The sequence below is a fragment of the Georgenia halophila genome, assembly GCF_039541595.1.
Genome location: NZ_BAABGN010000012.1, coordinates 229,459 through 245,822 on the forward strand (window position 1 = coordinate 229,459; position 16,364 = coordinate 245,822).

General features: G+C 66.0%; 12 protein-coding genes and 2 pseudogenes. 2 read left to right on the forward strand and 12 right to left on the reverse strand.

The window, feature by feature from the left end:
- The first annotated feature begins 16 nt into the window (after positions 1–16).
- Positions 17–643, forward strand: a complete 627-nt coding sequence (locus ABD907_RS14995) for a TetR/AcrR family transcriptional regulator (protein ID WP_345217075.1) — start codon at positions 17–19, stop codon at positions 641–643.
- Between the two features lie 1,135 nt (positions 644–1,778).
- Here the strand turns inward: ABD907_RS14995 and ABD907_RS21130 are convergent.
- The 7 genes and pseudogenes from ABD907_RS21130 to ABD907_RS15025 all read right to left on the reverse strand — a co-directional run.
- Positions 1,779–2,084: pseudogene (locus ABD907_RS21130) on the reverse strand (metal-dependent hydrolase); the annotation flags it as partial.
- A gap of 79 nt (positions 2,085–2,163) precedes the next feature.
- Positions 2,164–2,571: a WhiB family transcriptional regulator gene (locus ABD907_RS15000; RefSeq protein ID WP_345217076.1), complete on the reverse strand. Its 408-nt coding sequence runs from the start codon at positions 2,569–2,571 to the stop codon at positions 2,164–2,166.
- Positions 2,483–2,767, reverse strand: coding sequence for a hypothetical protein (locus ABD907_RS15005; RefSeq protein ID WP_345217077.1), 285 nt, complete (start codon positions 2,765–2,767; stop codon positions 2,483–2,485). Before ABD907_RS15005 ends, ABD907_RS15000 begins: the two co-directional genes overlap by 89 nt.
- A 195-nt stretch (positions 2,768–2,962) precedes the next feature.
- Positions 2,963–3,208: a WhiB family transcriptional regulator gene (locus ABD907_RS15010; RefSeq protein WP_345217078.1), complete on the reverse strand. Its 246-nt coding sequence runs from the start codon at positions 3,206–3,208 to the stop codon at positions 2,963–2,965.
- Entirely contained in the window at positions 3,205–3,522 is a 318-nt protein-coding gene (locus ABD907_RS15015) for a hypothetical protein (protein WP_345217079.1), read from the reverse strand. Before ABD907_RS15015 ends, ABD907_RS15010 begins: the two co-directional genes overlap by 4 nt.
- Positions 3,523–3,577: 55 nt before the next feature.
- Entirely contained in the window at positions 3,578–5,704 is a 2,127-nt protein-coding gene (locus ABD907_RS15020) for an FtsK/SpoIIIE domain-containing protein (protein ID WP_345217080.1), read from the reverse strand.
- 716 nt (positions 5,705–6,420) lie between these two features.
- Positions 6,421–7,269: an EamA family transporter gene (locus tag ABD907_RS15025; protein ID WP_486334111.1), complete on the reverse strand. Its 849-nt coding sequence runs from the start codon at positions 7,267–7,269 to the stop codon at positions 6,421–6,423.
- Positions 7,270–7,437: 168 nt separating this feature from the next.
- On the opposite strand from ABD907_RS15025, the pseudogene ABD907_RS15030 reads away from it, so the two are divergent.
- Positions 7,438–8,330: pseudogene (locus ABD907_RS15030) on the forward strand (LysR family transcriptional regulator).
- Between the two features lie 14 nt (positions 8,331–8,344).
- On the opposite strand, the gene ABD907_RS15035 reads toward ABD907_RS15030, so the two are convergent.
- The 5 genes from ABD907_RS15035 to ABD907_RS15055 all read right to left on the reverse strand — a co-directional run bounded on the left by ABD907_RS15035 (position 8,345) and on the right by ABD907_RS15055 (position 16,357).
- Positions 8,345–9,667: an ISL3 family transposase gene (locus ABD907_RS15035; RefSeq protein ID WP_425555775.1), complete on the reverse strand. Its 1,323-nt coding sequence runs from the start codon at positions 9,665–9,667 to the stop codon at positions 8,345–8,347.
- 401 nt (positions 9,668–10,068) lie between these two features.
- Positions 10,069–11,070, reverse strand: coding sequence for a zinc-dependent alcohol dehydrogenase (locus tag ABD907_RS15040; protein ID WP_345217084.1), 1,002 nt, complete (start codon positions 11,068–11,070; stop codon positions 10,069–10,071).
- Positions 11,067–12,203, reverse strand: a complete 1,137-nt coding sequence (locus tag ABD907_RS15045; protein WP_345217085.1) for a Gfo/Idh/MocA family protein — start codon at positions 12,201–12,203, stop codon at positions 11,067–11,069. The genes ABD907_RS15040 and ABD907_RS15045 overlap by 4 nt, the downstream gene beginning before the upstream one ends.
- 189 nt (positions 12,204–12,392) lie before the next feature.
- Complete coding sequence (locus ABD907_RS15050; RefSeq protein WP_345217086.1) at positions 12,393–14,141, reverse strand: glycoside hydrolase family 43 protein; 1,749 nt, start codon at positions 14,139–14,141, stop codon at positions 12,393–12,395.
- Positions 14,036–16,357, reverse strand: a complete 2,322-nt coding sequence (locus tag ABD907_RS15055) for a YyaL domain-containing protein (protein WP_345217087.1) — start codon at positions 16,355–16,357, stop codon at positions 14,036–14,038. The genes ABD907_RS15050 and ABD907_RS15055 overlap by 106 nt, the downstream gene beginning before the upstream one ends.
- Positions 16,358–16,364: the final 7 nt, after the last annotated feature.

Sequence of the window (16,364 nt, forward strand, 5' to 3'; positions counted from 1 at the left end):
CGGAGGGAGTCGACTCATGAAGAGCTCGTCCACACAGGTGCGAGGGCCGTACCGCAACGGCACGAGGACCCGTGGACAGATCCTCCAAGCGGCACGGAAGGTCTTCGGCGAGCGTGGGTACGTGGGCGGATCGGTGCGTCAGATCGCCTCAGCGGTGGGCGTCTCGCCCGCCTCGCTCCTGCAGCACTTCGGCAGTAAGGAAGGTCTCCTTATGGCCGTGCTCGAGCAATGGGACGAAGGCCACCGGGAACGGTTGCGTGCCGCCGGCAGTGGGGCGGACGGTCTGGCGCACTTCCATGCGCTGCGCGCGCTCATGACATACCACGTCGAACACCGCGGCTTTGTGGAACTGTTCGTCACGCTGAGTGCGGAAGCTGCTCACAAGGACCACCCGGCGCACGACTTTGTCCGCGCCAGGTACGCGCGCGTCGTCGCAGAGCTAAGTCACCACATCACCGTCGCAGTGCAGCGCGGAGAGATCGCGCCAATGCCGCTCGAGCGACGCGAAACCGAGGCACGAGCGATGATCGCCATGTTCGACGGCCTCGAACTCCAGTGGCTCATCGACCCCACGTTCGACCTAGTAGCGGCATACGACGCCTGCATCGAGGAGATCATCTGGCGTTGGCGTACGCGCTTGTGACCGCGCCTCAACTTTGCAGCGGTATCCCGAGGTCGACATGATGGTAAGCGTTTCGGTTGCAGAACAGCTGGTCCCCGTCTACCCAGATAGTCGCGCTCTGGAACTGATCGACGGTCGGAGTAAGTCGCCTCGGGCAGCCCCGCGCCATCGGTCCTGCCTCGGCGTTCTGGGTGGGTGAAGTAGAAGATCTCAGCGTGGTCACCGGTGACGACGACGTCTGCGTGCAGGGCCGGTCCTTGGTCGTCGGTTCGAGTCCCGCTCTCACCGAGCAATGTCCCGCTGCGCGTCCAGGTCGTGAAGTCTTCGGGGCGATAGACCATCTGGCCGGCCCAGCCGTCAACAATCATCGAAGCATTGCCGGCGAACTCGAAGACGTTTGGGCCTTCATGCGGGAAGGCGGTGAACACTGGCCCTACCGTGTGCCAGGTGTAAAGGTCGTCGGAGTCTGCGGCGTACGTGTGTTGCCCGGCGCCTGAGTCCCTGCACCAAAGCCGACAGCGCCCGATCACCGGCCGTCGTGACAGGCTCGGCGGCCCTCTTCAACGGTCGTGTCGCTCGGATACGTGTTGCGCGCCGACCCAGGCAAGCCATGGTCGGTGACCTGGCCAGGGCTGACGGACGAGAACCCATTCCTGGCGGCGGGCGACGGCCTCAAGGCTGAGTGTCACCGTCTCACCGCCGTAGGTGGGTCCGGTGACCTCGACGAGGACCGGCGTATGTGTCCGATACGGGCATGGGGGCGGCGCGGCGACCAGAAGGTCGCCGTAGCGCAGATTCTCGACACGTTCTCTCAGTGCGGCCAGCGCGTACCCCATGCAGCCATGTATCGAACGCCCGTACGACACTGGCTATGGGTTAGAAGACCAGCCGCCCGCAGCCTGGATGAGCATCCAGGCGAGTAGAGGTTCACGATCAGGACGAGAACCCATTCGCGTGCGGAGCCGGCTGTTCCCAAGATCGGTAGCGACATGTAGCCGTTGGCTCGCCACAGCGGGGTGGGAACCGCAGGGGTTGGCGTGAACGGCCACAGGAGTGGGCCCCTGGGTGGTTAGCGCGTCACCGGCGACGTGGACCACACAGCCCACTCCGACGGCCAGAGGCAACCACCACAGATGCGCGGGCGCGAACCACACCGCTACCGTCGCTGCAGCCAGGGCAACGATCCATGAGGAGACCGAGCCGCGGGTGAGACGGAGCGCTCGAGCGGCGAAAGCCACCATGAGGAGGACGAGTAGCCATGCTCCGAGCTGGAAGTCTGGGTGGCCGGGGATGTGACGCGCAGCGGAGCGAGAGCCCATGCAAGGGCGAACGCGACACCGACCCCCAGCAGAGAGTGCGTGCCGTACCGATGGCCACCGGTGAGGGCGCCGACACCGCGGGCGACCACGTTGGAGACGGGCGGGAGCGATTGCGCGACCGTTCCCGAACGGTGGTCAGCATCTGCACGTCTGGACGAAGTACGGGGCCCGGTTGCTGCTCGATGTGCGGACCATCGAGCCTGGGCATCGCCAGCTGCGCAGTCATGATGCCTTGGCCTCTCGGTAGCGCCGCAGACGACGGCGCTCTCGCTCGGAGGTTCCGACCCAGACCCCGAGGCGCTCGTCGTTGGCCAGTGCGTGTTCCAAACAGCGGGCGGTCACCGGGCAGCGCGCGCAGATGGCCTTGGCGGGCGCAGGAGACTCTCCCTTGCCCGGAAAGAACGCCTCGGGATCGCTCTGCGCGCACAGTCCCTGTCGCGCCAGTTGTAGAGCGTGTCCAGGTAGATCACCTGGGCGGACGGTTGGAGGCTCATCGGTGTCCCCTTTCGAAACTGCGGGCGCTCGGTCACCGCATGCGTGCTCATCGGCCGGCCCTCCCCCGAAGCGCTGTTCTTGCGAGCCCGCCAAGGGCGGTCGCCAGGAACACGACAGCGGCGAGACCGAGCGCAATCCGTGGGAGGTCGAGGCCGGCGGTCATGCCCGGCGGGACCCACGTGGCGTTCTCGGCGACCAGCACCTGTAGGTCGAGCAGCCACTGCTCGACATCTGGCAGCAGGCCCGGCAGCGCGCCGAGAACGATGGGGGCGACGAACACGCAGATGACGATGAGCCACACGGTGTCGTCGTCCAGCTCGCCGTTCTTCATCTCAACCCTCCCTGTCGATCAGGACGGTGGTCCCAGTCGCTGGCGCGACCGTGATCAGCTGCGGAGGTGTGCAGCCGGCGCAGACCTGGAACTCGGTCGAGTCAGCCCAGACCAGGCGGAAGGTCGCTGGCGCGGTCACGCACGACTCGCAGCTAGGGCGAGAGATCTCCTCAGTCGGAGCAATAGCCGTGGCCGTCATGACGCCATCCTCCTCACCAGCGCTTGGCGCTCGGTCAGGGTCAGGCCCGCCCAGATCCCGAAACGCTCATCGTTGATCAGGCCCGCGGCCAGGCAGTCGGGCTTGACTGGGCACGTGGCACAGATCTCCTCGGCGCGACGCTGCGCCGTCTTGGTCTCCGGGAAGAAGAGGTCTGGGTCTTGGTCCGCGCAGGCGGCCCGGTGCTGCCAGCCTCGCTGAACCTGCCAGGTGTAGGTCGTCACGACATCTCCACAGATGTCGGCTCCGGGCGCAGTGCACGCCGACGGATCAGGTCGACCGGCGTGAAGAGAAGGTCGGCCACGGCCTGCGTGATGCGCGTCCATTCCTCGATGTCGAACTGGACGGTCACCGCGTGTTGGTTGTGGCTGAGCAGGTGCCAGTCGCGCTCGAGCTGCGCCGAGGAGTGGAGGAGCCAATTCCCGAGAACACCGCAGCTCGAGCAGGTCACCTCGTGCCGAACCTCGTCGAACTCGCGGCCCGAGACCGTGCCGATCGTGACCTCTGCCGCCGACGGTGCAGGCGTTGAGGTTTCCATCGCCGATCCTTCCCTCGCGTGTGCTCTCACGTCTGTTAAGTGCACAAGTCGGCCCTCACCTGACATCTGCGGCCGCGGCATCGGGCTCGAGCGGTGAGCGGATGGTGACGACCTCAGCGGCGGGAAGACTGAGGCTTCCGGACTCGTCGTCGTCGGTGCGCCAGTCGATGCAGATGTTGCCGTCGTCGACGAGGTCGTCCTGAGCGTCCTCGACCATCGCCCATAGCCACAGGTCTTCGTCGACGAGGAGCAGGTCGCCTGCCGACACGCGTGATGAGGCAACGTGGCTGTGCTCGCCATAACCGTCCTGGGACTCGTCGGCGGGCGCTTCGCCGGTGTCCTCGACCTCGTGCATGGCATCGACGAGGGCCACGTCGGGTCTGGGTCCACTCCCGGATATCGCATGTCCCGCGCCGTGCGTTTCCTTACCTGGTGTCGATGTTGTCACCCCGTCGCCGGATACGCGGACGTTCTCGGTCACGGCCTCGGCCGGCACGAGACGTGCCTCGCGGATCCGGGTCCACTCGGAGATCTCTGCGCCCTCCAGGTCGCTCTCGTCGCCGAGGTCGATAGCGAGCCGGTCGTGAACAGCCCGGTCGGGCTTCAGGTCCTCGAGGATCCGGAGGACTTCGGGGCTGCTCGCGCGGCGGGGGTCGGGTGTCCACAGCACCTGGACCTCATCGATCCGATCGTCCTCGAGGCGGGCCGTGCCGCGGCCGCGGGCGTGGCGGGGAACGGCCACGCCGAGATGCGGGGCCTCCCACATCATTTGTGCACCCTGCGGGGACAGGGGTCCGAGAGAGAAGCGGGTGTCGAAGTTGTCGCGCATGCCTTCACCGAGGAAGGTCGCATCGGGGCGCTGTGTACCCACCAGCAAGTGGATCTTCGCGGTGCGGGCCTTCTCGGCGAGCGTGGGCAGCCAGCCGTGGACCGGGCAACTGGTCGGCAAGCCCTTCTGGTGGGCCCGGACCCGCGCCCACCAATCATCGATCTGCCGGACAAGGTTGCGGAACTCGTCGACGACGACGGTGAGCGGCTCGAAGCCCGACTCGTCGACGCCGTCATCGATCTGGGCGTAGCGCCGTTCCATCTCGTCGTGGGCGAGCTTGAGCATCGCGATGATCTCGACGACGTCGGTCGCGACCAGCTGGACGTTCGGCCAGGACCGCATCGCCATGAACTCGACCGGCTTGGGGTCCGCGATCCACACCGGCCAGCCGCGCATGGCGGCCTCCATCACGACCCCGTTGATCAGGACCGTCTTCCCTTTGCCGGTCTTGCCGGAGAGGAGTGCGTGTGGGCCGCCCGCGGTGAGGTCCCACCTGACGATGTGCCCGTCCTCGTCAACAGCGATCGGCAGTTTGAACAGGTTCTCGGAGGCGATGGGCTCGCGTCGGTGCGGCACTGACTTCGGGAAGGTCGGCCGCAGCCGGAAGGTCACCGTGTCCTCGGTCAGGTCCCAGCTGGCCTTCCAACGTCCCGACAGCATCGTCGAGATCGATCGCTCGACCCGGAGTCGGTAGCCGGCCGCCGCAACCTTTACGCCCACGCTGTGGCTCGCGGTAACAGCGATGAGCTCGCCGGCCTGATTCTTCTCAGCCGCTAGCTTCGTCGAAGCGCCGAGCAGCTGTGGCAGCGTCTTGCGCGCACGTTCCTCGATTGGGTCAACCTCGCCGTCATCGTTCGAGGTGGCTGGCCATCGGCGGCGGTCGTGGGTCTTGACTGTCATCTCGAGCTCGAGCCGCTTCTCAACCGTCTCGAGCAGCTTGCTGATGAAGTCGGGTGCGAGCTCGGCGCGCTTGACGCCGCGGTGCCCGAACACGCACACCGCGGCGGCGGCCAGGACCGTGCCCACCGCGCAAGCCACGGCGAGTACCCCGTGACCGGTGATGGAGGCGATTCCGTAGCCTGCCGCATCGGCCGCGACCGCCAATACGCAGTCTTGGGCCAGCCGCGGCGCACCTCGCCTGGGCCGCCGGCGGTGTTCGTTGTTGGTTGCGTTCGGCTGGTGGTCAAAGACATCGCGCGTCGCTCCTTGTCGGGTTACCTCTGTTAAGTGCTGGTGGCAGAGGGGGCCTGACAGCGCGCCGGCCAAGATGTCGGTCATATTGCTTGAGGCGTGCTGGCTTCTTGCCCACTGCTTGACAGCGGGGTTACGCCCGCAACGGCGACGAAGGAGCAAAGGAGCGAGCGAATCCCCCGCGGCCAGCGCAGCAGAATGTACTGCGCAACTGTTTGTTGTTGTCTATCCCGTCGAGGGGCGCTCCTGCGGGCCGCCGTCACCGGTGCGACACTCGCCGGCTTCCCTGGCCGCCTGCACGACGTCCTCACCGGTTGGTCCTGGCTGGCCGAGCGCGAGTCGGGCCCCGGCGCCCCGCCTGTTCATCGGCGGAGCCAGCGCACGCGCGAACCTCGCTTCCGGAGCTGCCCTCGCGCTGCGCGACCGGGGTGCGCGGGTTCCCGACGGCATGCTCCTGGCATATGGCGTCTACCACTTCCTGGCCCCCGAGGGAAGCTCGAGGCGCTCCCGGCGATGTTCCACGGCGGCTCCCGGTCTCGGTGCTCTTCGCGGGATGCCAGAGGCCTGGCTCGTCACGTCCGAACACGACGGACTCGCGCCATCCTCCGTTCTCTTCGCCATGCAACTGAACGAGGCGGGGCGTCGCCGTCCACGAGTACGAGGCCCGCGGGATGCTGCACGGCCACCTGAACTGGTTCCCAAGTGCGCAAGTTCCCGAGATCAAGCGGACCATCGAGTCTCGCTGAAGCAGTGGGTCCGGTGGCCTGATCGAAGACGTACCCGGTACGGGGCCGACTCCCTTTGGCGCGATCAGTCGATCGTAGACAGGACCGGCAAGCGGGCTGGACGGCGTCGAGCCACCGGACCGGAGCACGCACTCACCGCGGCCTTCTCTCTTCCGGATTCGGCTGCACCTCTCGGGGCCGACGCAGTCCACGGGCAGAGACAACCACGTTGCTGGCCACGATGAGCCCAATGCCGACCCATTCGTTGACGTCGAGGACCTCATCCAGGATGAGCAGACCCGCGAGGGCGGCGCAGACCGGGTTGATGCTCGTGAACGTGCCGAACATCGCCGCCGGGACCCGCCGCAAAGCTTGCAGGTCCGCGACGTAGGGCGCAATCGACGACAGCAGCCCGCAGACGGCCGCGAGGAGCAATGCGGTCGGCGTGGGCGTGTGGGTCCAGAACCACACGCCCACGAGCGGCAACCAGGCGCAGGCGGTGACCGCGCTAGCCACCGCGGTGCCGTGCAGGCCGGGCAGTCGCTGGCCCACGGCGCGGTTAAGCAGGATGTAGGACCCCCAGGCCACACTCGCGGTGAGCGCTAGGGCGATCCCGAGGATGTCGGTGGTCGGCCCGGGGTTGGTCAGTACGATCACCCCGATGCCCGCCAGGACCGCGCATCCGATGTCGACCACGCGTCGCGAGGCGGCGATCGCGACCGTGAGCGGGCCGAGGAACTCGATCGTGACGGCCAGCCCGAGCCCGATCCGGTCGATCGCCGAGTACAGGGTCAGGTTCATGACGCTGAACACCAGGGTGAGCCCCAAAACCGGCAGCCACTGGTCCCTACGCAGGCCGTGGAACCGTGGACGAACGGTCGGGACTAGCACGAGCGCGGTGATGAATTGCCGAACGGCGACCACCCCCACCGGGCCGATCGTCGGGAAGGCCATCGCGCCCAGCGCTGCGCCGGTCTGGTTCGACGCGGAACTGGTCAGCATCATCACGATCCCGCCCACCCGCTGCCGTGGCGTCGCCGAAGCGGCGGACAGTGCGCGCGGCTGTGTTCGCTCATGCGTGACCGTCTCGACCATGTCCATGTGAGCGACGGTAGGTCGCGGCCATGCCTTCACCTAGTGCATGTTTCGGACCGGCCATACGCTCTGGTTATGGATTGGACGGTGCGAGAGCTGAGAGTGTTCGTCACCGCGGCCGAGCTCGGGTCGTTCACGGACGCGGCCGGACAGTTGCACGTGTCACAGGCATCGGTGTCGCGCACGATCGTGTCCCTGGAACGCAGCGTGGGCGACCGGCTCGTGCGCCGCGTCCCCCGCGGGTGCGAACTGACCGCCGCCGGACACCAACTGCTGCCTCAGGCCCGGAGGGTCCTCGCCGAGGCCGAGCGATTCACCGAGTTCCTGCGCACCCGGCACGGACAGCTCAGGCTCGGTTACGCATGGGCAGCCCTCGGCCGGCACACCGCACCACTGCAGCGACAGTGGGCACGCGACCACGAGGAGATCGAGCTCGAACTCGTGCGGCACAACTCGCCGACCTCAGGATTGGCCGAAGGTCTGTGCGATGTCGCGATCGTGCGCCGACCCCTCGACGAGCACCGCTTCGAATCCGTCATCGTGGGACTCGAACGACGCCTGGTCGCGTTCGCGGCCGATGACTCCCAATGGGGCCGCCGACGCCAGGTCAGCATGGCCGAGATCGCCGACCGCACCGTCGTGATCGACCCGCGCGCGGGCGCCACGAGCGAGGAACTGTGGCGCGACGCCGCGCACTCCCCCCGGTTCATCCAGTCGAGCGACGTCGACAACTGGCTCGACAAGATTGCCGCCGGCCGCGGGGTCGGCACCACCGCAGCCGCCACAGCCGATCACCACCCGCGCCCAGGGGTCATCTACCGTCCGGTCAAAGACGGGCCACGCATCCCCGTTCACTAGCTTGGTGGCGCGACACGCGACCGAGCGGGATCAGCCACCTGATTGACGAGATCACTATGCGTCTACGCGAACGCCGCAGCCGGAACGGACTGACCGCATCCCCTGATTAGGGGCTCTTCTGACTTCAGGTGGGGGTCACGGGGTTGAGTCCGCCGGCGATGAGGAGCATGCGTAGGCGGTAGTTGTCGTAGTTCCGGAAGCCGCGGGCGATGCGGCGGTGGAGCTCGATCAGGCCGTTGACGGCCTCGGTACCGCCATTGGTTGCTCGGTCGGTGGTGAAGTAGGCCAGGAAGGCCTCGCGCCACCGGCGCAGGGTGCGCCCGAGTCGGGCGATCTCGGGGATGGGGCAGGTATGGAAGGTGTTCAGGATCTTCTCCGCGGCCTGGCGCCCGACGACCGGGTCGGCGCAGCGGTAGGCCGCGCGCAGGGTTTGGGCGCACTGGAAGGCGATGAAGGCCTCCTCGTGGCGCTCGTCGGCGGTGATGGCCCGGGTGAGCCGGTTCCACTGCCGGTCGGTGAGGTTCTCGATACCGGCGCGCAGGATGTTGCGGATCCCGTAGAGGGGGTCGCCCTTGCGGCCGCGATGACCGAGGGTTTCCTGCTGGACGCGGCGGCGGACCTCATCGACGGCGGCGGTGCCCAGGCGGATAACGTGGAAGGCGTCCAGGACCGCGGTGGCATCCTCGAGCTCGTCGTCGATCGCCCGTTTGTAGCCGGAGAACGGGTCCAGCGTCGCGACGTTGACTCGGTCGCGGCAGTCCTGGCCGCGGGACTTGAGCCAGTTCGCGTAGGCCTTCGTCGAGCGTCCGGGAACGAGGTCGAGCAGCCGGGCGCGGACCTGACCGTTCTCATCGCGGGTCAGGTCTACCATCCCGGTCAGCTCCTTCGGGCCGCGGTCCTTGACCGAGACGTGGTGCCAGATGTGCTCGTCGACCCCGAGGGTGCTCACCCCGGCGAAGCGGGACTCATTGGCGGCCGCCCGGGCCAGGACGGGCTTGATCGCGCGCCAGGCGGTCCGCCACGTGATGCCGAACTGGCGGGCGATGCCCTGGACGGAGGCGTTCTCCCGGCGCAGCTGCCCGACCGCCCAGTCCACCGCCCGAGTGGTCAGCAGGGCCCGCGGAGCGGCGATGGCCGGGTTCTGCTCGGTGAACGCACCCGTGGGGCAGGCCGGCTCCGGGCAACGCCAGGAACGTTTGCGCCACCGGATCCGCACCGGCCGGCCCGCCATCGGGGCGTCGATCAGCTCCACCACTGGCCGGCCCAGGCTCACAGCCACCACACCGCAGCGCGGACAGCCCTCCAGCCGGGGCGCGGACTCCACCGTCACCGTCAGCGCCCCGTTGGCGTCGTCGCGCTCCACGGCAATCACGTGCACGCCATCGAGCCCGACCAGCACATCGCAGCGGTGGCAGTACGACGCACCAGCGCCGGGCGTGGGCAGCACAAAGCAGAAAACGTATCGTCAGACACGGGTCGAGGTCTTCTTCGAGGTCCGGTTGCTTGGTCGCTTCAGATCCTCGAAGACCTCGACCCCTTCACATGCTCATCCGCCGCACCGGCGTGTCACCCAACCCCACCTGAAGTCAGAAGAGTTCCTTTGGTGGGTGTACCTCTCACGCCGGGCTACCTCGCCCCGCTGTCGCGCCTCTACTGGGGTAGCGCACGCCACTTTCGTCGATCATCGACGAACTTATCGGTCCCTCATTGCACGGTCAGCGATCGCAACCAACGGTTCAACGGGAACCACCCAGCTCGGCGCCTACGCACTAAGCAGTCTCCCGAAAATCAAGGCAGGTAGAGATGAGTTCTCTAGTCTGTCTGGACTCGTCCTCCTTGGCATCCGGTCTATGAGGCTCCTTCCCACACGAACGCGGTTCCCATGGTGGACTGCCGAGCGTTGGCCAAAAGGTCGTACGCGGCCTGGCAGTCCTCGGGACGGAACCGGTGGGTGATCATGCGGTCGACCGAAAACCTGCTCGTGTCGAGGAGATCGAGGAAGAGTTGCCGCACACGCGCATTCGGACAGCCCTCGCGCACTTGCGCGCCGAATGCACCGACGATGCTCAGATCCTTGAACAGCACATCGGAGGTCAGCCGCTGCTCGCGAGGATCACCTGCGTCGCCCAGCAAGACGACTCGCCCGAAACGCGGAGCGCGGCGCAGCACGTCAGCGAACACCTGGGGGTTGCCCGTCGTGTCGATGTACGTGGTGGGGCTGCCCTCGCCCTCGATGTGCAGCGGCGTGGCGATGTCTCCCAAGGCTGAGTCGAACACTTCATGCGCGCCGCCGTCTAATGCGTGCGTGAGTCGCGCCGTGACGGGATCAACCACGGTGATGCGGGCCAGCCCGGCGGCGGATGCCCAGCGGACCACCATCTGACCGATAGGTCCCGCGCCCACGATGACCAGGGAGCCACCGATTCGGGTATCCGTGTTCCAAAAGCCGCGGAACGCGATCTGGGCGAGCGCGAACCAAGCGGCGGACTCGGGATCGATCCCCGCCGGAACGAGCTGGCACTCCACAGCGTCGAGCAAGTGGTGGGATGCGTGCGACGCCTCGATCAGGACATGGTGGCCGACGCTCACTGAGTCCACGCCGGGCCCAACGGCCACCACCCGGCCGACGGACGAATATCCGGGTCGGAACGGCAGTCGGGCGTAGGTCTCCCAGTTCGTGTCAGGCGCAAAGCGCTGCGTGAAGGCAGTCAATTCGGTGCCGGGGCTGATGACGGACGCGATCGTTTTCGCGAGGACCTGCCTCGGCTGGAGGGGCGGTAGCTCCACATCGACGAGAGTCGCTGTCGCGGTCGATTCGAAGACGATCTCCCGGCTGAGGGTGGTGGTCATGACTGGTTCTCCGATCGGGGGAATGTGGTGGACACCTCCACCGCCCGGCCGACTTCGGCCGAGGAAAGCGCTGCGAGACACACATCGAGGATGTGGCGGCCGAGCTCAGCGCTAGCGAGCGGCTGAGCACCGGTCGTGATGCATTCGGCGACGTGTTCAATGCCATCGACAAACGACCAGTCGGTCGGCGTATCGGGCACCGCTGGCATGAGTGATCCCCGGTACAGGTGCTCGTATTCAAGCCACCCCCGCACTCCGGTAGCGGGGTCGCTGAGGAATAGTTCGTACGGGCGCTCCTCGGGTCGCGAGTACAGGTTGAGCACGCCCTTGTCGCCGTAGATCTCCATCCTCGGTCCTCTGGCCGATATGACGTTCCATGTGGCGTCGATCGAGGCGAATCGGGCGTCGCCGAAATCGAGCACCATCTGCACGTTGTCGGGAGTAGTCACCTCGACAACCGACCCTTTGGCCACTCCGGAGCGCACTTCACGTTGTGGGTATGAGATGCCGGCGAAGGCAGTCACCCGCTGAACCGGTCCCAGCATGAGGCACAGCACGTGCAACGGGTACACGGCGAGATCGAGGACCGGTCCCGCACCGGGTTGGTAGAACCAAGCAGGATCGGTCGCGAATTCCGGATCCCAAGCGGGGCCCGGGTGCGACGCCCGTGCGCGGACCATCGCGACCTTACCAAGAGCTCCCTTCCGCACCCACTGGAGCGCTCGACGCAGCTCCGGGTGCAGTGCGATAACAGGGGCGGCCGAGACGGTGACTCCATACTCGGCTGCGGCAGAGATAATTTCGTCCGCATCTTCGAGACTGGCCGCAAGAGGCTTCTCGGAAAAGACGTGCTTTCCTGCGCGGATCGCTTGTAGCGTCGTCGAGGCGTGCGCCAATGTCGGCGTCAGATTCACCACCATGTCGACGGACGGGTCGTCGAGCATCCCCTGATAATCGGCGTGCACTGGCACGTCGGGGTAGTGCTCCGCCATCCAGCTGTGGGCGTTGCCGCTTCGGCTGCTGACCGCAGTGAGGCGGATTCTGCCGCGTGCCTCTGCCTCCCGGATTCTCGGCAGGTAAAGGTTCCGAGCGATATCGCCGATACCGAGGACGCCGAGTCGCAGCGCGCTCATGCGACGAAGCAGTCACTGGTCGGGGGCACGGAGACCGCAGCCGACGTGGCGGTCGCGAAACTGGGTGCAATTCGTGGCATCACGGGCTTCCTTCTCCATAGTGAGCCGACGCGGTCGACGCGGCTCCAAGGGGTCGATGCATGTCTCGGATTGGTTTCAATTCCGGGCGAGGGCGGCAAAGGCCTCATCTCATACTTCCTTCCTTTCAGGCTCGTCGAGACCCCATTCCTCAGTCACTGGGAGGCGCGGCATCTCGTAGTATTTGAAATCGCGGAAGTACGCGATCGTCGCTCGGCCGTCTGTCTGTGAGGTGCAGTAAATCCCGATGTACACGCCGGTGAATCCGCCGGCGACCTCCGATGATAAGAGAACGGCGTCTCCAGTGACCCTCACGGGACCGTCGAGGGTGGCAGCACCAAGCGTGTACGAGTCGTCGACGCAGTCGATGTGCATGGTTACAAGGCCGTCTGGGATGCTTCCATGTACCGTTTCCTGCACGATGCTTCCGACGCGCAGCCGGGTCATCAATACGCGTGTATTTCCGCGCCGCACGACCGCGATCTCGAAATGATGTGATTCGCTCATCCGTACCACGAGTCCGGCTTCATCGCCGACCTCCTGCGGGTCGAAGTCCACCCCGGCCGAGGATGAGAAATCAGAATGCTGCTGCCGCCTCCCTAGGAATGATGGGTGGAGCTCATCGAGGGTCGCCGGGCGCCCCGTCAGACTCAACCAATTGGGGCGCCTACTGAAGACCACAGGATCCAGCGGTGTCCGAACCGTGTTCCACTCGTGATGGGTGGCAGGAGAAGGCAAGGGGGAAGCGGAAGGAAGTCGCCGAGGTCGTTGCTCTCTCATCTGGACCTGAGCGTGGCGAACGGTCGGCCAGCCATCACTCGTCCAGGTCACCGGAGCAAGGAAGGTCTCTCGCCCGAGGTTGTGGTGGTACCAATTCCCCCGCGGACGGATCCCTAAGCAGACCAGCCACCACTCATCGCCATCCAATTCGACGAGGTCAGCGTGCCCGACGGCCTGGACGGGATTGGGTGAGCCCGAGTGAGAGAGCAGTGGGTTATACGGTGACGGTTCGAATGGCCCCCACGGGCTTCGTGATCGAGCAACCGAGCCAAAGTGCCCGTACTCGGTCCCGCCCTCCGCGATCACCAGGTAGTAGAAACCACCTCGGCGATACAGGTGCGGCGCTTCGGGAAATTTACCTCCGGTACCTCCCCAGATGAATCGTGTCGGGCTCAACCTCTTGCCTGTAATTGGGTTAATGAGGCATTGCTGTATGCCTCGTTCGAATTCGGCGTCCGTCACGTGTGGGCCAGCCACGTCGGCTTCTACGTTCGAAGTGAAGTAGACGGTGTCGCCCTCGAAGAATAGCGACGGGTCGATGCCGTCCTGGTCTACCCAGACTGGGTCGGACCAGGGGCCCCGTGGGTCCTCACCATGCACGATGAAGTGACCTCCGGCGGACACGTTCGTGGCCGTCACAAAGAACATCCCCCCGTGCCACCTGATCGTCGGCGCGTAGATGCCGCCCGAGGTTCGGGCACCGCGCAGATCCAACTGGCCGGCGCGGTCCAGGACGTGGCCTATGGGCGCCCAATGGACCAGATTGAGACTCGTGAAGACGGGAATGCCCGGGAAATACTCAAAGGAGCTCGTGACGAGGTAGAAGGCGTCACCAACGCGGCACACGCTCGGATCCGGGTGGAATCCGGGCAGCACCGGGTTCTCAAACGTCCGCCCGTCCTCGATCCTCAATGCCTTCCCCCTTCGGGTGACTCCGGGATACGGCGCGAGCCGCATGCCCTGCCTCTGCCAGTTCAGCCGAACAACTTCGCTCGGATCTGGTCGAACTCGGCCGTGCCGTAGGCGTCCTCCAGTTCGTAAATCGCGTACGATGCCTGCCCGTTCGTCAGCGCATTGCATGTGTCGTTATCGTCACCCTTGCTCTTGGCCACAGCACCGGAGAACTCAGTCTTGTCCGGGCGGCTCAACCAGTACGCGGTCATGACGCCCTCGCACTGGATCCCAGGAGCGACGTAGCCGTGATCGTTGCGGGGGGTCGACAAGGCGTACTGCATCCCGTACTCGACGATCTCGGCGACGTCGAAGAGTTGCTCGTGGCGAGCATGCGCGGCGATGGCGACGAGGTCGCCGGTAAACTCCAGGAACTCGTTGTCGAGGTATCCACCCGAAGGGATGACGTCGCACGCGGCCCAGCCCGTGGATCGGAACCCTGCCTGCGCGAGGAGGGTCCCCTCGGGTAGTGGCACGTCCCAGAGATACACCCAGGACGCGAGGATCTTCGCGGCCTTGACAGCACCGTCGAGGAAGCGCTGGTGGCCCGTCACGTCGTATGCGGCACGCAGGGAGCGCATGAGGAACATGACACCCACCGAGTCGGTCTTCACGGACTTGACGTGTGTCGTGTCGTTCAACCCGCCGATGTAGACGGTGGGCTCGACGAACGTCTGCAGGATGAAGTCTGCTGCGCGCTCGGCTGCCCGTAGGTACCTGCCCTCACCTGTGATCCGGTGGAGCGCGGTCAGGACCGGCACGGGGAAGATCGTGCCGCTCTTCTGCTCCACGTAAGACGCCCCGAACCAGGCCTCGGGCGATGTGAGACCGGTACCGTCCGGCGCGTAAGCGCGGTACCACGATCCGTCTTCGGCCTGCGCTCGCAGGAGGAAGTCGCCGAATCGGCGACCGGCCTCTAGCCAAGTGTCGTTCTCCCGGCCGCGCTGCATGTCTAGCTCGTACGAGAGGAGGAGGGGATAGACCGACTCGCACATGGTCCGTAGGTAGTTGCCCTCGATCTCTCGCAGTTCCCGAGCGATGGGCATGAGGGCGCGGGAGATCTGGTCGCCCACGTACCGGCGTACGTCGTCCTCGTTCTCGGCGTACTGGAAAGGCATGAGGATACCCGTGAACCAGTGGGTGAACCGGTTCCGAAACGGGTCGTAGATTCCGTGCGAGAAGCCGTTCTCTAGCTGGAAGGCCGATACGAAAAAGTCGAGGACGCTGCGAGCACGGTCTCGGTAGAGCGGTACGTCCTTGCGGTAACCCCACGCGAGCTGGGTGTAGGCGAGCAGACTCTGGTCACCGGAGAAGCCGAACTCGATCAATGAGCCGAGGGTCTCGCCCGTGCGAGGCGAGAAGTGGACGAGGTAACCCGCCGGCTCCAGCGGGTCCTCCTCCTTCTCCCACTTGCGGTAGTAGAGCTGGGTAAGGAGTTGGCGGTGTTCCACCGAGTCGGCGAGCGTCAGGTCCGGGCTCGGCCGACGGGTGCCCAGACGGTTGTACTGATGGCGATGCAACTGCCAGATGGCCTCCGTGAGGTCCGGCGTCCAAGAGAGCCGAAGTTCGTAAGTCACGTCAACACTGGCTCCGACCTCGGACGGAAGGTAGGCGCCCCAACCGGACCCGTCCGTGTCGAGGCAGAAGCTAACCTCTTCGACGAACGGGTATGCCGCTCGCAGGTCGACCTGCTCCGCAGCCGGCGCGACTCCCAGGGAGCCGATGTCGGTGCGCTGGACGAACTCTCGCGCGAGTCGCTGCTCGGGTGTGATCCCCGTGTCGAAAGCCGGGAGAGAGATCCGTGCGATCGAGACGGTGGCGCCAGACCGAGAATCCCGGGCGAGGGCGGCCAGGCAGCCGTTCTTGTCATCGCGGTGCTCCTGCACGTAGGTGCCGAGGTAGTCCTCAATACCGTCCCCGTCGGAGTCGTTCCGGTTGTACATCGTGCCCGGGATGAAGTACTGCCACGCCTCGTCTCGAGCTCCGTCGACGTCCGTCTTCCCAGCGAGCCCGAGCCTCACACCCTCGGAAGCTCCCACGGCGACGACGCGTGCATGCCGGACGATCTCAACGGCCGCGTCGTTGCGCACGGTGATGTGGTCCTCCAGGACCACCTCCGTTCCCTCGGCCATCTGCACTCTCGCGGTCCCTACAACGGCGTCGCCGCTTTCCTGTACCGAGTCGTACGCCGCCTCGTACCCAGGGCCGTCCAGCAAGCCAACCTGCACAGGACGGTCAAGCGCGAACCGGGCTCCCCCTCGCTCGAGCCGAAGGTGCGAGCCTCGCTCTCCGGGGACGACCTGGACGGTGACTGACGCGGGCATGACAAACTTCCTTTCGATCACTGTTGGG